Here is a 20,098-nt window from a genome sequence, read left to right as displayed (position 1 = left end):
TGATGGCATCGTCACCTTCGGTCGCTTGCTCGTCGGCGATGACGATGTCTTCGATGTTCGAGACAGTGAGGCCGTCCAGGTCCGAGCGCGTGTCGACATAAAGCGTGTCGTTCCCGGCACCGCCGTCCACGACGCCAGAATCACCGGCATAGATCGCGTCCGCGCCGTCGCCGGCATTGACCGTGTCTGTGCCGGCGGTTGCGTCAATCGTGTCGTCGCCCGCACCGCCGTCGAGAACATCGTTCCCGGCACCGCCGGTGATCTCGTCATTGCCCGCGCCACCGTCCAGCACGTCGTCGCCTGCGAGACCGTCGAGGGTGTCGTTGCCGGCAACGGCGGAGATTGTGTCTGCCTCTGTGGTGCCGGTCAGGCTGTCGTCGCCGGCCGAGCCGGTGAGCGGGCCGGTCGCGAAGGTCAGGCTGGTGGCGCCGCCGTCATCGCTCAGGGCGACCTCGCTGAAGCTGCCTTCCAGGGTGAAGCTGATTTCCGGCCAGCCGTCGCCGTTGGCATCGATGCCAACGGTGGTGATGCCGTTCTCGGTGCTCAGGGTGACCTTGTCGGCGCTGAAGCTGGTGCCGGTGATGCGGACGGTCTCGCCGGCTTCCAGATCGGCGAAATGGTCGCCGTTGATCTCGGCGCCGGTGCCGCTGAACAGATCGTTGCCGGAACCGCCATAGATTGTGTCGCCGGCAGCCCCGCCTTCGAGCGTGTCGTTGCCTGCGTCGCCATAAAGGGTATCGCTGCCATCGCCGCCGAGGAGCGAATCGGCGCCGTCGCCGCCCCCGACCAGATCCGAACCGCCGGCCCCGGAGATGGTGTCCTCGCCGGCCCCGCCGTCGAATGTGTCGTTGCCGTAATCGCCGGTTAACCGGTCATTTCCGGCGCCGCCGTCGATGCTATCGCTGCCGCCGCCGCCGACGACGGTGTCGTCTCCGCTGCCGCCGGACAGGGTGTCATTGCCGGAGGAGGCGATGATCAGGTCGTCATCAGCGCCGCCATCGATCAGGTCGTTGCCGCCGTCGCCGGAGATGGTTTCGTCGCCGTCGCCGCCGCTGAGGGTCTCGCTGCCGTAGGCGCCGCGGATGGAATCATTGCCGGCGCCGCCGTCGACGCTGTCGCTGCCGCCGCCGCTGGAGATGGTGTCGTCGCCGTCGCCGGCCGAAATCGTATCGTCGCCGCTGCCGGCCTTGATCAGGTCGTTTCCGTCGCCGCCGTCGATGCTGTCATTGCCACCACCGCCGGAGAGCGTGTCGTCACCTGCGCCCGCTGAAATCGAATCGTTGCCGGAGGCTGCCTTGATCTCGTCGTTACCGTCGCCGCCGTCGATGCTGTCATTGCCGCCGCCGCCGGAAAGCGTGTCGTCGCCGTTGCCGCCGTCGAGCGTGTCGTTGCCGCTTGCCGCCCTGATCAGATCGTTGCCGTCGCCGCCATCAAGGCTGTCATCGCCGCCTCTACCGGAGAGCGTGTCGTTTCCGGCCAGGCCGGATATGACATCCGCGTCGCCGGTGCCGGAGAGCACATCGTCGCCGGCAGTGCCGGAGAGCGGACCGGCGGAGAATTGCAGGTTGGTTCCGCCCTCGGATTTGGTTGCGGTGACGCCCCCGAAGCTGCCGTCGAGCGTGAAGGTAACATCGGCTGTGCCGTTGCCATCCGTATCGATGGTGACCGTGGTGACGCCGTCCGCGCTGGACATCGTCACGGCATCGGCAGAGATACCGGAGTCCGTCAGACGAATGGTCTCGCCGAATGCCAGATCCGTGAAGTGATCGCCGTCCAGTTCCGCGGCCGAACCGGCGAACAGGTCGTTGCCGCTGCCGCCCTCAATCGTGTCCTCGCCGAGGCCGCCAGAAATTGTGTCGTCGCCCGATGCCCCGCTGAGAACATCGTTTCCGGCACCGCCGTCGATGTTGTCGCTGCCATCGCCCGCGAGAATGGAATCCGCACCATCGCCCCCGTAGAAGACATCGCTGCCGCCGCCGCCGGATATTGTGTCATCGCCGGCGCCGCCAGAAAGTGTGTCGCTGCCAGAGGAGGCGATGATCAGGTCGGCATCGTCGCCGCCATCGATAAGGTCGTTGCCGCCGTCACCGGATATTGTGTCTTCACCGGCTCCGCCAAGAAGTGTCTCGCTGCCATAGTCGCCGCGGATATAGTCGTTACCGGCACCGCCATCGATGCTGTCGCTGCCGCCTTTGCCGGAGATGGTATCATCACCGTCACCGCCGGAAATCGTGTCGTTGCCGGACTCGCCCTTGATGCTGTCATCGCCGGCACCGCCGTCGATACTGTCGTTACCGCCCAACCCGGAGATTGTGTCGTCGCTATCGCCGCCGGACAGCGTGTCGTTCGACCAGCCACCGGAGATCAGGTCGTTGCCAGCGCCACCGTCGATGCTGTCGTTGCCGCCGCGACCATAGAGCTTGTCGTCGCCTGCGCCGCCCAGGATGGTGTCGTTATTGTAATCGCCGGAGACTGTGTCGTTACCATCACCGGCATCGATGCTGTCATTGCCCGCTCCGCCGATGATCTGATCGTCATCAGCGCCGCCGAGGATGGTGTCGCTGCCCTGACCGCCTGTGATGCTGTCCTTGCCGGCACCGCCGTCGAAATAGTTGTTTCCGCTATCGTCGCGCAGCGCATCGTTCCCGGCGCCGCCGGAGAGTGTGTCGTTGCCGGATCCGCCGGACAGCGTGTCCTTATCGTCTCCACCCAGGAGAAAATCGTCGCCGTTATTTCCGAAGAGGCTGTTTTTGCCGTCGCCGCCATAGAGAGCGTCGTTGCCGTTGCCGCCGCTCAGCGTGTCCTTATCGTCCTCGCCGTAGAGGATGTCGTCGCCGTCTCCACCGACGAGATAGTCGTCGCCGTCGCCGCCAAATAGCTGGTCATTGCCGCCGGCCCCAGAGAGCGTGTCGCGATCGCCATAGCCATAGATCGAGTCGTCGCCGGACGAACCGGTGATGGCATCACGGCCGTTGTCACCGGTAATCAAACCAGACCTCTGATTGTCTCTATCATGCGACTTGCGCCGTGCCATTCTTTGCTCCAGAGCGCGGGCGAAACCGGCAGGCTTCTCCGGCCGGGACTTCTGTTGACCATACGTTACCTTGAATAGAGATGTTTGAAGATAATTTCAATAAAAATTTATCTAAATACATCCTATTGGGAGGCGACATAGTTTGGAGTTTATCTGAAAAGCCCTAAAAAATAGTTATCTTCATAAAGAAAATCAGAGCAATTCGCGTGCGATAAGCCGTCGCTGCACCACAACATCACAACCGTTCATTTTGTAAGGTGTGATCCAGGCCTTCATTCACAAGCCGGTTGAATTGAGAGGGACGGGCTGGCCGAAACCATTAAACGTCACTGACGGCGTGAGCATCGACGCGCTAGGTTGTTTCCTGCGTGAGGGAACATATGCGGAGCGAAGCGGGTATGAGTATCAAGATCTGGGGGCGGCCGACATCCGCGCGGACACAGAAAGTGCTGCTGGCGATGGCGGAACTGGGGCTGCCGCACGAACTTGTTCTGGCGAGTGGAACGATGGGCGCGCACGGCCATGTGGCGAAAGGCAATCAGGCTTTCGGCGTGGTGGATACAGCTGAATATCGGGCAATGAACCCGAACGGTACGGTCCCGACAATCCTGGATGATGGCTTCGTACTCTGGGAATCGAATGCGATTCTGCAATATCTCGCCATGAAATATGACCCGGACAGGTTCTACGGTTCCGACACAGAGCGCTTCGCCTCGGCAAGCCGCTGGATCATGTGGGAGAACAACGAACTTATCCCGCCGATGCACACTTTGGTGAAACACACCATCCGGCTGCCGGAAGAGCAGCGCGAGCCACAGGTCGCGGAAGCGGCACGGGCGGCGCTCACCCGGGCATGGAGCATTGTCGAGGACCAGCTTTCCCGGACAGGACATATCGCGGATGACAGATGGAGCTACGGCGATATCCCGATGACCATCCGGGTGCATCGCTGGGCACTTCTGGCGGGGGAGGATGCGCTTTCGCCGAACCTCGCCCGATATTACGACCAGGTGTCTGCCCGGCCGAGCTTCGATGCGGTCCGCGACCCGGCGATGCATCTGGCCGGGTAGTAATCGGCGGGTGGAATACCGGGGGCGGTGATCGCCCCCGGGTACTGGATCCTAGATGAACGGCGTATCGATGTAATAGTGACCGCCCTGCACGACTTTCTTCAGGTCGCTGCCATCCATCTCCCAGTAGGAGACGCCGTCGTTGGCGGCGGATGTAATCTGGATATCCGCCTTGCCGTCGCCGTTGACGTCGGCGATGTCGGTAATGCTCTCGCCTGCGCCAAGCGATTTCACGAAGCCCTTGTTGGTCGCCGTCGAGCCGTCCATCTCCCAGACAGTGACTGCACCGGTCGAGGTATTTTCGGCCAGGATGTCCGCTTTGCCATCGCCGTTGAAATCGGCGAGGCCGCGCACTGTCCAGTCGGAGGTCATATCGCCTGCATAGCCGGCATTGAGCAATGTTGCTCCATCCATCTCCCAGACGGAGACCGCGCCATTGTCGTTGCGGATCAGCATGTCGTTCGTGCCGTCGCCGTTGAAGTCCGCGAAGCCCTCGACCGACCAGTCGGAGCTGAGGGTGCCGACATAGCCTTTGTTCGAGGCAATGCCGCCGTTCATTTCCCAGACAGAGACGGAGCCGTCTGCGGTATTGCGCAAGACCAGATCGTCCTTGCCGTCGCCATTCATGTCGGAGACGTGCTCGACATCCCAGTCTGAGTTCAGGATGCCGGCATAGCTCTTGTTCGAGGCCGTGCCGCCGTCCATTTCCCAGACAGAGACGGTGCCGGTATTGCTGTTACGCAGCAGCAGATCGTCCTTACCGTCGCCATTGAAGTCAGCGACCGATTCCAGATCCCAGTCCGCGCCGATGGTGCCCGCATAGCTCTTCTCGAGCGGGGTGGAGCCATCCATGCGCCAGACCGAGGCCGCTCCGCCATTGTCGTTCCGGGCAATGAAGTCTTCCTTGCCGTCGCCGTCGAAATCACCGGTGCCAAGGATGTCCCAGTTATTCCCGAGGAAGCCGGAGAAACCCTTGGTCGGCTCGGCCGTTCCGTCGATCTCCCAGACCGAGACCGCGTCGGTGGCGCTGTTCCGGATCAGCAGATCGTTGGTTCCGTCGCCGTTGAAGTCCTCGATCGCCTCGACCGACCAGTTATTGTCCAGGGTCCCCAGGCTGCTGCGCTCGACAACCACGGAGCCTTCCATGGCCCAGGCCGTGACCCGGCCGCTGTTGTCGTTACGCCAGATCATGTCCTCGTCGCCGTCACCGTCGATATCGGTGGAGGTCAGCAGGGACCAGCCGGATTCCCACGATGCGTTCGCGGTCAGATTGATCTGCTCGACATTCTGGAAGTCGGCGCCGTCGCGCGCCTGGCGGATGTTAATGAAGGCCTGATCGTAGCCGTCGCCGCCATCGATCACGGCATCGTCCGCATCGGCATACAGACTGTCCGAACCGGCGCCGCCGTAAAGGGTGTCGCTGCCGTCGCCGCCGCTGACCCGGTCGTCGCCGTCGCCGCCATAGACCACATCGTCTCCGGCCAGGCCGTTCAACGTGTCGTTACCGCCCAGCCCGTCCAGCACATCGTCGTTCTCGGTTCCACCGAGGGAATCGTCGCCTTCGGTGCCGTAGATGGCCTCGTCTTCTTCCTCGCCGGGGCCGGCAGCAAAAGTGAGAGTGCTGTCGCCGTCGCTGGAAACAGTGACGCTGTCGAAACTGCCGACCAGCAGGAAGGAGGTGTCCGGCACGCCGTCATTATCGGTGTCGACCCAGACCCGCGTGTTCGCCCCATCCGCAATCAGACTGACATCGCCGTCCGCGAGCTCGAGACCGGTGAGGACGATTGAATCACCTGCCTGGTAGTCGCCGATCTGGTCGCCTTCGAGCTCCGCAGCCGTGCCGCGGAAGACATCGTTGCCGGCGCCGCCCACCAGGCTGTCCGCGCCGGTGCCGCCGGAAATCACGTCGTCGCCCGCGCCGCCGATGAGTGTGTCGTTCAGGCTCGCTTCAGCGATTTGCCGCAGCGAGACATTGTCGATCAAGGCGCCGTACTGGTCCGATGTGCCGTCCGCGTCGCCGCCGCTGAAGGCAATGACATGGGCGCCCGCCGTCAGGCTGACGGAAAGGGTCTGGTGCGTCCATTCCCGGGCCGCGTCGTCGATCTCCAGTACCTTCTGGCCGTCCACCCAGACGGTCAGTTCGCTGGTTTCCGAGACCTGATTTCCGAGCTGGCGTGCTGCGAAGTCGAAGCTGAAGCGGAACTCGCCGTCTTCCGCGACATTTACAGTCTGCGCCATCAGCACATTCGTGTCGCCGGAGGTACCGCCGTTTTCCGGGTGGCTGTCGAGTTCGGCGACATGGTTGTCGTCGGCCCAGTCGTCCGGCTGTTGCGGCGCGCCTCCCACGACACCTTGCTGGATCTCGATCGGCGCGGTGCCGCCGCTGGTCGGGGTCAGGTCTTCCGCGGTCCAGCCGTCGATGGCCGTGAAGGTGCCCCAGTTGCCGTGGGTCAGGTTGCCCGGGAGATTCTCGAAATCGCCATTGACGATCAACTCGGGGCCAAGCTCTTCGGACGTTTCGGCGTTGCCGCCGATCAGGGTGTCGTTACCGTCGCCGCCTTCAAGCAGGTCGTTGCCGTCGCCGCCGTCGAGCACGTCATTGCCCTGCTGGCCATAGATGACATCGTCACCGGCATCGCCGATCAGGGTGTCGTCCGCCGCCGCCGACAGGCTCGGATCGGTGGTGACCTCGATGCTGCGGATCAGATAATCGCTGCTGTCATGGGCGTTGCCGTCATCGCCGCCCGCATAATCGGTCGCCGAGAAGACAAGCCTGTCGAAGCCGCCATCCACATCGATGGTGACCGTGGTCTGGTCGCCGCTCGGGGCCGTGAAATCGTCCTCGCCGACAAGTTCGCCGTCCCGATAGGCCGCCCAGTGGCCCTGCTCGCCGCCATTCCCCTCACTGGAGAACAACCGCAGGACATCAACGCTGGCGCCGCTGGCGGTGTTGTCGAAATCGACGATCAGTTCCTCGGAGAAGCCGAGGGCCGGGTCATAACCGAGCTGATTGGGAATGCCGCCCGTTGTCATCGTGCCTTCGACACCGAGCGCATCCCGCTCGATGACGATGTTGTCGACGCTGGCGTCGCTCTGGCTGCCGTTCGAAAGCGCGCGGGTCGCGGTGACCGTGAAGCCGCTGCCGGTCTCGCTGAAATTCGAGGAATCGATGCGGACGGTTGCCGTCTCGACGTCGGAGGCGCTGCCGCCGTCGCCGTAGAGCGTGTCGCTGCCAGCACCGCCTTCAAGACGGTCGCTGCCGAAGCTACCGACAAGAGTGTCGCTGCCTTCGCCGGCAGTCAGCGTATCGTCGCCCGTGCCGCCATCGAGGCTGTCGTTACCCGTCCCGCCGCCGAGCGTATCGTCACCGGAATTGCCGAGCACGGTATCGTCGCCCGCACCGCCAGTGACCGTGTCATTGCCCGCGCCGCCGGAGACCAGATCGTTACCGTCGCCGCCATCGATCGTGTCGTTGCCGGCGAGCCCGTCAATGGTGTCGTCCGCGCTGGTGCCGAGCAGGCTGTCGTCGCCTTCGGTGGCGCTGTTCTCGTCCGGCTCTGCCGGGGTGAAGGAGAGCGTGGTCTTGCCGTGATGGCTGTCCGCTTCGACCGCGGTGAAGGCGCTATTCAGGACAAAGGTCGCTTCGGCATGGCCGTTATGGTTGGTGTCGATGGAGACCGTGGTCCTGCCGTCGGCGACCGTCAGGGTGATGTCGTCCGCGTCGATACTGCTGTCGACAACCACGACGTCGCCGTCTTCAGCACTGTAATCCTCGATGACATCGCCGTTGAGATCCGAGAGTTCGCCGTAGAACCGGTCCGCGCCGGCACCGCCGGAGAGCGTGTCGCTGCCGGATTCGCCTTCCAGGACGTCGTCGCCCGCGCCGCCGACCAGCACGTCGTTGCCGCTGCCGGCCGTCAGGGTGTCGTTGCCGTCACCACCGTCGAGACTGTCATCGCCGCGTCCGCCGCCGAGGGTATCTTCGCCGTCGCCGCCGAAAACGATGTCATTTCCATCGCCGCCGGTGACCGTGTCGTCTCCAGCGCCGCCATCGAGAACATCGTCGCCGTCATCGCCGGAAATGCTGTCATTGCCCGCGCCGCCGGACATCGTGTCGTCGCCGTCATTGCCGCGCAGATAGTCGTCGCCGTCGCCGCCGTCGACATTGTCGTCACCGTCGCCGGCAAGCACATAATCATCGTCCGCACCGGCATCGACCGTGTCGTTGCCGTCGCCCCCGACAAGGTAATCGTTACCGTCGCCGCCGATGATCGAGTCGTCGCCATCCTGTCCGGACAGACTGTCACGATCCGCACCGCCGTTCAGGACGTCGTTGCCGTCGCCGCCCTGCAATTTGTCACGGCCTGCGCCGCCGTCGAGAGTGTCGTCACCGGCATTACCGACCAGGGTATCCTTGCCGTCGCCGCCTTCAATACTGTCGTCGCCGTCCTGGCCACTGATCTTGTCGTTTCCGTCGCGACCGTAGACGGTGTCATTCCCGGCACCGCCGCTGACATGGTCGGAATCGGCGCCACTGTCTATCAGATCGTCGCCGTCACCGCCGGTGATCCGGTCGTAGTCCGCGCCGCCGTAAAGCGTGTCGTTACCGTCACCGCCGACGATATAGTCTCGTCCGTCGCCGCCATCGACCAGATCGTTGCCGTCACCACCGCTCAGATAGTCGTTACCGGCGCCGCCATCGAGGCTGTCATCGCCTTCACCGCCATCCAGAAGATCGCTGTCTGCGCCACCATCCAGAAGGTCGTTACCTTCGCCGCCTGACAGGTGGTCGTAGCCGTTGCCGCCGCTGAGGCTGTCATCGCCAGCTTCACCGTAAAGCCGGTCATTGCCGTCCATGCCGGAGACCAAGTCGTCGCCTTCGCCGCCGTAAACCGTATCGTTGTCGGAGAGCGCGCTGATCGTGTCATCGCCCTCGGTTCCGGTGATGTCGTCACGGTTCGGCGTGCCGATAATCACCCGGCCCTGCACTTCCTCGGTGAAGACGAGGTCCGTGCTGCCGCTGCCGTCGCTGGCAATGACGCCGCGATATTCACCGTCGATCGTGAAGGTGGTGTCCGCGCTGCCGCTGCCGGTGCTGTCAATCGCGACCGTGGTCTGGCCGTTATCGACCGTCAGGGTCACGGCGTCCGCGCCGAACGTGGCATTGGTGACGGAGACGATCTCGCCGCCGGTATAATCCGCCAGTGTGTCGCCGTTCAGATCAGCGGCGCTGCCTTTGAAGAGGTCTTCGCCCTCGCCGCCGCGCAGCGTGTCCGCGCCGGTACCGCCGTTAAGCGTGTCGTTGCCGTCACCACCTTCAAGATTGTCGTCGCCGCTGCCGCCTTCGAGCAGATCCTCACCGTCACCGCCATCGAGCGTGTCGGCATCGCTGCCGCCGTTGAGCGTGTCCGCGCCATCGCCGCCGAGCAGGCTGTCGTTGCCGCTGTTGCCGTCGAGCCTGTCGTCGCCCGCGCCGCCGTCGGCCGTGTCGTCGCCGGAATTGCCGGCCAGCCAGTCATTGTCGGCCCCGCCGTCGAGATAATCCTCGCCCTGGTTGCCCCAGAGCACGTCGTTTCCGTCGCCGCCGATCAGCGTGGCGTCGTCATAGCCGTACCGGCTGCTGGCGAGATCGAGCACATCGTCGCCTGCACCGCCATCGATGACTTCGATGCCCTGCAGTCGCTCCCCGCCGAAATCGAGGGCGATATTGTCGTTGCCGTCGGTACCGGTCAGCGTGTCGATGCCGGTATCGCCGTCATCCTTGTAATTGTCGTACTGGGCATGGCCCGGATTGGTCGGGTCGAAAGTCTCCGCATCGCCGACCGAGGTCGGGTTTTCCGGATCGCCGGTCTGCAGGTGGCGGATGTTGCTGTTCGAGTCGACGCTCCATTCATAGAGGTCGCCGCCTTCGCCGCCATTCAGGCTGTCCCGTCCGGCGCCGCCGGAAAGCGTGTCGGAGCCTTCGCCACCGATCAGCGTGTCGTCGCCAGCACCGCCGTCGAGACGGTCATCCCCAGCATCGCCGGAAAGCGCATCGCTGCCATCGCCGCCGAACAGGGTGTCATTGCCCGCGCCGCCTTCGGCCACGTCGTTGCCGTCGCCGCCGACCAAGGTGTCGTCGCCATCGCCTGCGGTCAGAATGTCGTTACCGGTGCCGCCGTCGAGGCTATCGTTACCGGTGCCGCCGCCAAGCGTATCCTCGCCTGCGCCTCCAAGCACGGTGTCGTCGCCCGCGCCGCCGGTGACTGTGTCGTTTCCGTCGCCGCCATCGACCAGATCGTTGCCGTCACCGCCATCGATTGTGTCATCACCGCCGAGGCCTGTGAGCGTATCGTCGCCGTCCGTGCCGACGAGGCTGTCATCGCCTTCGGACGCCGTGACGTCCGGCGAGAAGGAGAGGGAGGTCGCGCCATCCTCCGTCACCGTACTGACCGAGTTGAACTCGCCGGCCATGGTGAAAGTGGCTTCGGCGCTGCCGTCACCATTCGTATCGATCACAACGGTGGTTTCGCCGTTTGCAACCGTCAGGGTCACTGCAGCGTCATCGAATTCGGCATTGGCAATAACAAGATCGCCGTCTTCCGGATTGTAGTCGGTGATGTTGTCGCCGTTCAGATCGGTGAGGGAGCCGACGAAGCTGTCCGCGCCAGCGCCGCCGGCAAGCGTGTCCGCGCCCGCGCCGCCCTCAAGCAGATCATCGTCGTCACTGCCGTCCAGCACATCGTCGCCGATGCCGCCGGAAAGCTCGTCACTGCCGGCACCGCCCGCAAGACTGTCCGAACCTTCGCCGCCATCGAGCGTGTCGTTTCCGTCGCCGCCGTCGAGCGTGTCCGCGCCATTGCCTGCGACCAGGCTGTCGTCGCCAGCGCCGCCGTCCAGCGCGTCATTACCGGTGCCGCCGTCGAGAACATCATTGCCGTCGCCGCCGTCCAGCGTGTCGTCGCCGTCACCGGCAGCAACAGTGTCGTCGCCCGCACCTGCCGCAAGGCTGTCGTTACCCGTATGGCCGTCGAGGCTGTCATCGCCGTCGCCGCCATCAAGCACATCATTGCCATCGCCGCCGCTCAGGGTGTCATCACCCGCACCGGCCGACAGGGTGTCGTTGCCGGTATGGCCGTCGAGACTGTCGTTGTCCGCGCCGCCATCGAGGAAATCATTCCCGTCGCCGCCGCTGAGGGTGTCGTCGCCTGCACCGGCCGTCAGGATGTCGTCGCCGGTATGACCGTCGAGACTGTCATTGCCGGTGCCGCCGCCAAGGGTGTCGTTACCCTCGCCACCGAGCACGGTGTCGTCGCCTGCACCGCCGGTGAGCGTGTCGTCGCCAAGCCCGCCGTCGACGAGATCATTGCCGTCGCCACCGTCCAGCGTGTCATTGCCCTGGCCGGCCGTCAGCGTGTCGTTCCCGCTGCCGCCATCGAGGCTGTCGTCGCCGAGGCCGCCGCCGAGCGTATCGTCGCCCGCGCCGCCGAGCACGGTATCGTCCCCGTTGCCGCCGGTGACCGTGTCGTTGCCGTCGCCGCCGTCGAGCAGGTCGTTGCCGTCCCCGCCATTGATGGTGTCGTCGCCGCCGAGGCCGGAGATGGTGTCGTCGCCGCTGGTCCCCGTCAGGCTGTCATCGCCTTCGGACGCCGTGACGTCCGGCGAGAAAGAAATCGAGGTCGCGCCGTTGTCGGTCGATGTGGTGACCGAGTGGTACTCGCCATTGACCGTGAAGGTTGCGTTCTCGCCGCCCGCGTCGATGGAGACCGTGGTCTGGCCGTTCGCATAATCCAGCGTGACTGCATCGTCGCCGAATTCGGCATTGGCGATGACCAGATCACCTTCATCCGCGTCGTAGTCGGCAATAAGGTCGCCGTTCAGGTCCGCGACATCGCCAACGAAACTGTCCGCGCCGGAGCCGCCAGCGAGAATGTCGGACCCTGCGCCGCCTTCAAGAAGGTCGTCGCCGTCTCCGCCATCAAGGTTGTCATCGCCGGCACCGCCACTGAGGGTGTCTGCGCCTTCGCCCGCGGTCAGGGTGTCGTTGTCCGCACCGCCATCAAGGATGTCATTACCGAGGCCGCCGCCCAGGGTGTCTTCACCCGCGCCGCCGAGAACCGTGTCGTCGCCCGCGCCGCCGGTGACCGTGTCGTCGCCATCCATGCCGTCGACCAGATCGTTGCCGTCGCCGCCATCGATGGTGTCATTGCCGGCAAGACCGGAGATCGTGTCGTCACCATCGGTGCCCAGGAGGCTGTCGTCGCCCGGTGTCGCCGTGACATCCGGCGAGAAGGAGATCGAGGTCGCGCCGTTTTCGGTGGTGGTGCTGACCGAATGGTACTCGCCATTAACCGTGAAGGTCGCGTCAGCGTTGCCGTCGCCGGTCGAGTCGATGGAGACGGTCGTGGTGCCGTTATCGACGGTCAGGCTGACCGCATCGTCGCCGAATTCGGCATTGGCGATGACGAGATCGCCTTCGTCCGCGTCGTAGTCGGAAATGAGGTCGCCGTTCAGGTCCGCGACATCGCCGACAAAGCTGTCTGCACCGTCGCCACCGGTGAGCGTATCGGAACCTGCGCCGCCTTCGAGAAGGTCGTCGCCGGATCCGCCATCGAGGCTGTCCGCACCGTCGCCGCCGCTGAGCGTATCGTCGCCTGTGCCGCCCGAGACCTGGTCGTCGCCAGCGCCGCCTTCGGCAAGATCGTCACCGCTGCCGCCAGCCAGAGTATCGCTACCCTCGCCAGCAGTCAGGATGTCGTTTCCGTCGCCGCCATCGAGACTGTCATCGCCAGTGCCGCCGCCGAGCGTGTCTTCGCCCGCGCCGCCAAGCACGGTGTCATCCCCGGCGCCGCCGGTGACCGTGTCGTCGCCGTCCATGCCGTCGACCAGATCGTTGCCGTCACCGCCATCAATGGTGTCGTCGCCATCGCCGCCGAGGGCTGTGTCATCTCCATCGCCGGCAGAGATCAGATCGTTATCTGCGCCACCATCCAGGCTGTCGGCACCCGCGCCGCCGTCGAGCACGTCATCGCCCGCGCCGCCAATCAGGGTGTCGTCGCTGCCGGATGCGGTGGTTTCGGTCGTGAATTCGATGCTCTTGACCAGATAGTCGCTGGCATCGCTGCCGCCATTCGGGCCGTCTGCATAATCGGTCGCGGTGAAGACCAGCTTGTCGAAGCCGCCGGATACATCGATGGTCAGAGTGGCCGAACCACCGCTGTCGGAGGTGAAGTCGCTTTCGCCGACAACCTCGCCGTCGCGATAGGCCGTCCAGTGACCCTGTTCGCCGCCATTGCCTTCATTGCCGAACAGGCGCGCGATCTCGACGGTCGCACCGGTGCCGAGATTATCGAACTCGACAATCAGCTCTTCGGAGAAGCCGAGACCCGGATCGTAACCGAGCTGGCCTGACGGCCCACCGGTTGCGCCGTCAACACCGAGACCTTCCGAGCTCGAGGTCACATGATCGACGCTCGGCTCGCTGCGGTCGCCGTTTTCCAGGGAGCGGGTCGCGGTGATGCGGAATCCGCTGTCGGTTGAGGTGAAGTTGCTACCGTCGATGCGGCCGGTTTCGGTCACGGGCGCATCGCTGCCGTCGCCACCGGTCAGGCTGTCATTGCCTGCGCCACCTTCAAGAGAGTCATTTCCGGCGCCGCCATCAAGCGAGTCGTCGCCATCGCCGCCATCGAGTGTGTCGTCGCCGTCGCCGCCGAGCGCGGTGTCGTTCCCGGCGCCGCCGGTGACCGTGTCGTCGCCGTCCATGCCGTCGATCAGATCGTCGCCCGCGAGGCCGTCGATGGTGTCGTCGCCTGCCAGACCGGTGATCGTGTCGTCGCCGTCCGTGCCGACGAGGCTGTCATCGCCCGGCGTTGCGCCGCCTGTGACGGTGTCATTGCCGTCGCCACCGGAAACGGTGTCGTTGCCGTCGCCACCGGAGACAGTGTCGTTTCCGTCGCCACCAGAGACGGTGTCGTTTCCGTCGCCACCAGAGACGGTGTCGTTTCCGTCGCCACCGGAAACGGTGTCGTTGCCGTCGCCACCAGAGACAGTGTCGTTTCCGTCGCCGCCGGAGACAGTGTCGTTTCCGTCGCCGCCGGAGACAGTGTCGTTTCCGTCGCCGCCGGAGACAGTGTCGTTTCCGTCGCCGCCGGAGACAGTGTCGTTTCCGTCGCCACCGGAGACAGTGTCGTTGCCGTCGCCACCGGAGACGGTGTCGTTTCCGTCGCCGCCGGAGACAGTGTCGTTGCCGTCGCCGCCGGAGACAGTGTCGTTTCCGTCGCCGCCGGAGACGGTGTCGTTTCCGTCGCCACCGGAGACGGTGTCGTTTCCGTCGCCACCAGAGACGGTGTCGTTTCCGTCGCCACCAGAGACGGTGTCGTTTCCGTCGCCACCAGAGACGGTGTCGTTTCCGTCGCCACCGGAGACAGTGTCGTTTCCGTCGCCACCGGAGACGGTGTCGTTTCCGTCGCCACCGGAGACAGTGTCGTTTCCGTCGCCACCGGAGACAGTGTCGTTTCCGTCGCCACCGGAGACAGTGTCGTTTCCGTCGCCACCAGAGACGGTGTCGTTTCCGTCGCCACCGGAGATGGTGTCGTTGCCAAAGAGAAGGCGGGTGTTGCCATCGACTTCGCTCGTCGTGACGGAGCTGTAATCGCCGAGGACAGTGAAGGTCGTGTCCGCTGTTCCGTTGCCCGTGGTGTCGACAGAAACAGTGGTCTTGCCGTCAGCAGATTCGAACGAGAAGGCGTCGGCACTCAGAATCACGCCGTCGACCTGAATCGCGTCGCCGCCATCCTGATCATAGTCGGCGATGATATCGCCGTTGAGCTCGGCCGCCGTGCCCGAGAAAGTGTCCACGCCGTCGCCACCATAAAGAAGGTCGCTGCCAGCGCCGCCCCGGACCACATCGTCGCCGGTGCCGCCGAGGACCGTATCGTCACCCGCGCCGCCATCGACCGTATCGTCACCGGCGCTGCCGAACAGCAAGTCGCTGTCGTCACCGCCATCGACCAGATCATTGCCGTCGCCGCCAACCAGCGTATCGCTGCCCGCGCCGCCAAGAAGGGTGTCTTCGCCTTCTTCGCCAAGCATCAGGTCGTCGCCGTCGCCGCCAATCACGGAATCGTTGCCAATACCGCCGACCAATGTGTCGTCGCCGGTGCCGCCGTCGATGGTGTCGTCGCCTGCACCGCCAAAGGCGATGTCATTACCGGCGCCGCCGTCGAGAAGATCGTTGCCGCTGGCTGCGACACTTCCGCCGCCTGTCGTGTCGTCGCCGATCAACACATCGTCGCTGTCACCGCCGCTCAGCGTATCGTCGCCGCCATCGCCGGAAATTGTGTCGTCACCGGTGCCGCCGGTGACCGTGAAATCATCTTCGTCGAACCCGCCGTCGCTTGTGTCTTCACCAACTACCGTGTCATCGCCGTCAGCTCCGGAAACGCTGTCGCCGCCATCGGACCCGGAGACACTGTCGCCACCATCGGAGCCGGAGACACTGTCGCCACCATCGGAGCCGGAGACGCTGTCGCCGCCATCGGAGCCGGAGACACTGTCGCCACCATCGGAGCCGGAGACACTGTCGCCACCATCGGAGCCGGAGACACTGTCGCCACCATCGGAGCCGGAGACGCTGTCGCCGCCGTCGGAGCCGGATACACTGTCGCCGCCATCGGACCCGGAGACACTGTCGCCACCATCGGACCCGGAGACGCTGTCGCCGCCGTTGGAGCCGGAGACGCTGTCGCCGCCATCGGAGCCGGATACACTGTCGCCGCCATCGGACCCGGAGACACTGTCGCCACCATCGGACCCGGAGACGCTGTCGCCGCCGTTGGAGCCGGAGACGCTGTCGCCGCCATCGGAGCCGGAGACACTGTCGCCGCCGTCAGAGCCGGAAATACTGTCGCCGCCGTCGGAGCCGGAGACGCTGTCGCCGCCGTCGGAGCCAGAGACGCTGTCGCCGCCGTCGGAGCCGGAGACGCTGTCGCCGCCATCGGAGCCGGATACACTGTCGCCGCCGTTGGAGCCAGAGACGCTGTCGCCGCCGTCGGAGCCGGAGGCACTGTCGCCGCCGTCAGAGCCGGAGACGCTGTCGCCGCCGTCGGAGCCGGAGACACTGTCGCCGCCGTCGGAGCCGGAGACACTGTCGCCGCCGTCAGAGCCGGAGACGCTGTCGCCCCCATCGGATCCAGAGACGATATCGCCGCCGTCGGAGCCGGAAACACTGCCTTCGTCTTCGTTGAATTCATCCCAGTCGTTGCCGATCACGGTGTCTTCGACGCCGTCACCAAAGAGCGTGTCGTTGCCAGCTTCGCCGCTGAGCGTATCGTCGCCCGCGCCGCCGATCAGCAGATCGTCGTCGCTACCGCCGACAAGACTGTCGTTTCCGCTACCGCCCTCAAGCGTATCGTTGCCCGCATCGCCGGACAGGCTGTCATCGCCGCTGCCGCCATCCAGACTGTCGTCGCCAGATCCGCCTTCGGCAACGTCGTCGCCGCTGCCGCCGATCAATGTGTCGTCTCCGGCGCCAGCCGTCAGCGTGTCGTTATCCGCGCCGCCATCAAGACTGTCGTTACCGTCGCCGCCGCCGAGCGTATCCTCGCCGTCACCGCCGAGAACCGTGTCGTCACCAGCGCCGCCGGTTACCGTGTCGTTGCCCGTACCGCCATCGACCAGATCGTTTCCGTCGCCACCATCAAGGGTGTCGTCGCCATCTCCGCCAAGCACGGTGTCGTTACCCGCGCCGCCAAAGGCAATGTCGTTATCGGCGCCGCCATCAACGCTGTCATTACCGTCACCGCCGTTGAGCGTATCCTGACCCGTATTGCCGAGAACCGTGTCGTCGCCCGCGCCGCCGTCAAGGCTGTCGTCGCCCGCGCCGCCATCGACCAGATCGTTTCCGTCGCCGCCATCGAGCGTATCGTCGCCCGCGCCGCCAAGCACAGTGTCTTCGCCGGAACCACCCTCGGCGCTGTCATTGCCTTCGCCGCCGAGCACGGTGTCGTCACCGCTGCCGCCGTCGAGCACATCGTCGCCCGAACCGCCAACGACAAGATCGTCGTCCGCACCGCCGTCCAGCGTGTCGTCACCAGCGCCACCGCTGACTGTATCCGCACCATCGCCGCCTTCGAGAACGTCATTTCCGGCGCCGCCGTCGATCGTGTCGTTGCCGGCATCGGCGACTACGCTGTCATTGCCGTCACCGCCGTCGAGGCTGTCGTTGCCGAGACCGCCAAGCAGCGTATCGTTGCCGCCCTCGCCATCCATGGTGTCGTTGCCGTCCCCACCGATCAGGAAATCGTCGCCGTCACCGCCGGAAATATCGTCGCTGCCGGCACCGCCGTTCAGCGTATCGTCATCGGCCGTTCCGGAGAGCGTATCGTCAAGGGAGTCCGTGCTGAATTTCAGCTCGGTGTTGCCGCCGTTCTGGGTGACCTGGGCGCCAAGGAATTCGCCATTGACTGTGAAGGTCACATTCGGTGCGCCGTCGCCATCTGTATCGATCTCAACGGTGGTCTGGCCGTTTTCGGGCGTGAGCGTAACCGCGCTTTCAGAGAATAACGTATCGTCGAAGCGCAGAACGTCCTGATCGTCATAATCGGCGATCAGATCGCCGTTGAAAGAGTCGGGCGTGCCCGAGAAAGTGTCCGCGCCGGAACCGCCGACCAGTGTATCGCTGCCTGCGCCGCCCTCGAGCAAATCATCGCCGGAACCGCCAACGAGGCTGTCGTTGCCGTCGCCGCCAAGCAACACGTCGTTTCCGCCTGCGCCCGACAGTGTGTCGTCACCGGCGCCGCCCTCGAACCGGTCCGCATAGGCGCTGCCATTGACCTGATCGTCACCAGCGCCCGCATTGAAACCGAGGCCGATGAAATCGGCATCGATGACATCGTTGCCATTGGTGATGGAGCCGAACACATCCATCAGCTGGTCGTCGGTGATGGTCACGCCATCGTCGGTAAACTCAAACCCTTCGACGCGGCGGAAATCCTCCGTCCAACGCTGGATCTGAACGAGATCGTCGTAATCGTCCAAGCTTGCCGCACCGGGCTGCCAGATGGAAACATTCAGCGTTGAGCCATCGAGCGAGAAGGTGGTGTTCTGAAGGATATCGTCGCCTACAAGCTGCAGGCTGTCTGCCTCACCGCCATTTTTATCGATTGGTGAGTAAACCGCGCCGAGAGGGGACTGGCCTGTGAAGACATATTCGTCGAGGATTGTGTCGCGGCCTTCGCCGGCGCGGTAGACGTAGCTGTCGTTACCGCCGCCGCCGCGCAACTCGTCGTCGCCCGCGCCGCCGGAGAGAGTGTCGCTTGCGGCCGCTTCGTTGATCGTGCCGCGCTGGCCGGCGCTGCCGCGAATGGTATCATTGCCATCGTTGCCCATAAGGACATCTTCACCGGCGCCACCGTCGATAAAGTCGTCTCCGCCGCCGCCGCTGATCGTGTCCTTGCCGGTTCCGCCGTAGATCGAGTCCGCGCCATCACCGCCGTCGCCCAGATTTCTGCCGTTGCCGAGGCGGATGGTGTCGTCGCCATCGCCACCGGAAAGCGTATCGTTGCCTCCCGCAGCTGAGAGGAAATCGTTGCCGCCGGCACCGTCCATTTCGGTATTGTCAGTGCCGCTCCACGTCAGCGCATCGTCTCCGGCACTGCCGGAAATGTTCTGCAGGATATCGGTAACATCCATCTGGCTGCCGTCACCGAATTCGAAAGTCTCGATGCGGTTCAGCGAGTCACGCCAGTCGATGATGGTGATCTGGTCATCCAGATCGAGAATGTCCGACACACCGTCTCGAATGCCGACGATCAGATCGTCGCCGACCAGATCGATCCAGATGTCGCTTGCGGTAATCCCGTCCTCGAAGGAGAGAACGTCATTGCCGGCAAACTGGTCGCGGGTAAAGAGGACGACTTGCCCGCCCGGCGCCATCTGGGTGTTGATATATTCGTCGTGGATTTGATCCTGACCGTCACCGACACCATAGCGGTAGACATCGTCACCGCCACCGCCACGCAGGGTATCCGCCCCGGCGCCACCGCTCAGGGTGTCGTTTCCTGCTTCCTCATTGACGTTGCCGCGCTCACCGCCGGAGCCGCGCAGCAAGTCGTCACCGTCACCACCGTCGATACTGTCGTCGCCGTCACCGCCATCGATGGTATCGTCGCCAGAGCCGCCGCCGAGTGTATCGTCGCCATCTTCGCCAAAGAGGAGGTCGCCCCCCTCGTCGCCGAAAACGGCGTCACTGCCAGCGCCGGCATTCACGGTGTCGGAGCCGACTCCGCCGTCGATTGAATCAGACCCGGAACCCGAGTTGACCGAGTCGTCACCGTCTCCGGACGAGACTGTGATTTCCTCGCTGGTGTTCCAGTCGATTGTGTCGTCGCCGTTGGAGCCGGAGATGTTTTCCAGAATGTCGGCCGACGTCCAGATCGTTCCATCGTCGAATTCGAACTGCTCGATCCGGGTATCCGTGTCGGCCCAGCCCTGGATCACCACCAGATCATCGGAATCGAACAGATCGACGCCCGGCTGTTTAATTGCGACGTAAAGATCGCCGCCGCTTACCGTGATCCAGAGATCGTCGGCTGATAGTCCCGAGCCGAAGCGCAGCGTGTCGAAACCGCCATCCACCTGCTGGACCGGCTGCAGGCCGCCAAGCGGATTCTTCGGATAGATGTGATATTCGTCGAGAATTTCGTCCCGGCCGCCGCCGATCCGGAACTCGTAGGTGTCGTTACCGCCACCAGCGCGCAGGGTGTCGTTGCCCGCGCCACCGTCCAGCGTATCGTCATATGCCAGCTCGTTGACTGACGAATCCGCGCCAGCGCTGCCAAGCAGAAGATCATCACCGGTACCGCCGATGAGCGAGTCCGCTCCGGCGCCACCATCAATGGTGTCCGCACCCGCGCCCCCGTTGATGGTGTCCGCAGCTGCGGTACCATTCAACCTGTCGTTTCCGTTCGTTCCGTTCAGCTCAGCCATTTAATCTCTCGCGGAGAGCAGATGTTGG

The 20,098-nt window shown here is 64.3% G+C and carries 3 protein-coding genes; 1 reads left to right on the top strand and 2 read right to left on the bottom strand.

Annotated elements, in window-relative coordinates:
- On the bottom strand, positions 1 to 3,034 hold a 3,034-nt coding region (locus VOI22_RS13690), incomplete at its 3' end, for a calcium-binding protein (protein ID WP_323797014.1).
- A 398-nt stretch (positions 3,035 to 3,432) separates the two neighbouring features.
- On the opposite strand from VOI22_RS13690, the gene VOI22_RS13685 reads away from it, so the two are divergent.
- On the top strand, positions 3,433 to 4,104 hold the full coding sequence (locus tag VOI22_RS13685) for a glutathione S-transferase family protein (protein ID WP_323797013.1): 672 nt from the start codon (positions 3,433 to 3,435) through the stop codon (positions 4,102 to 4,104).
- Between the two features lie 51 nt (positions 4,105 to 4,155).
- Here VOI22_RS13685 and VOI22_RS13680 read toward each other — a convergent pair whose 3' ends face one another.
- Complete coding sequence (locus VOI22_RS13680) at positions 4,156 to 20,070, bottom strand: calcium-binding protein (protein WP_323797012.1); 15,915 nt, start codon at positions 20,068 to 20,070, stop codon at positions 4,156 to 4,158.
- Positions 20,071 to 20,098 lie beyond the last annotated feature (28 nt).

This window comes from Nisaea sp., assembly GCF_034670185.1.
GTDB lineage: Bacteria > Pseudomonadota > Alphaproteobacteria > Thalassobaculales > Thalassobaculaceae > Nisaea.
This window is presented reverse-complemented; position numbering and strand designations above follow the sequence as displayed.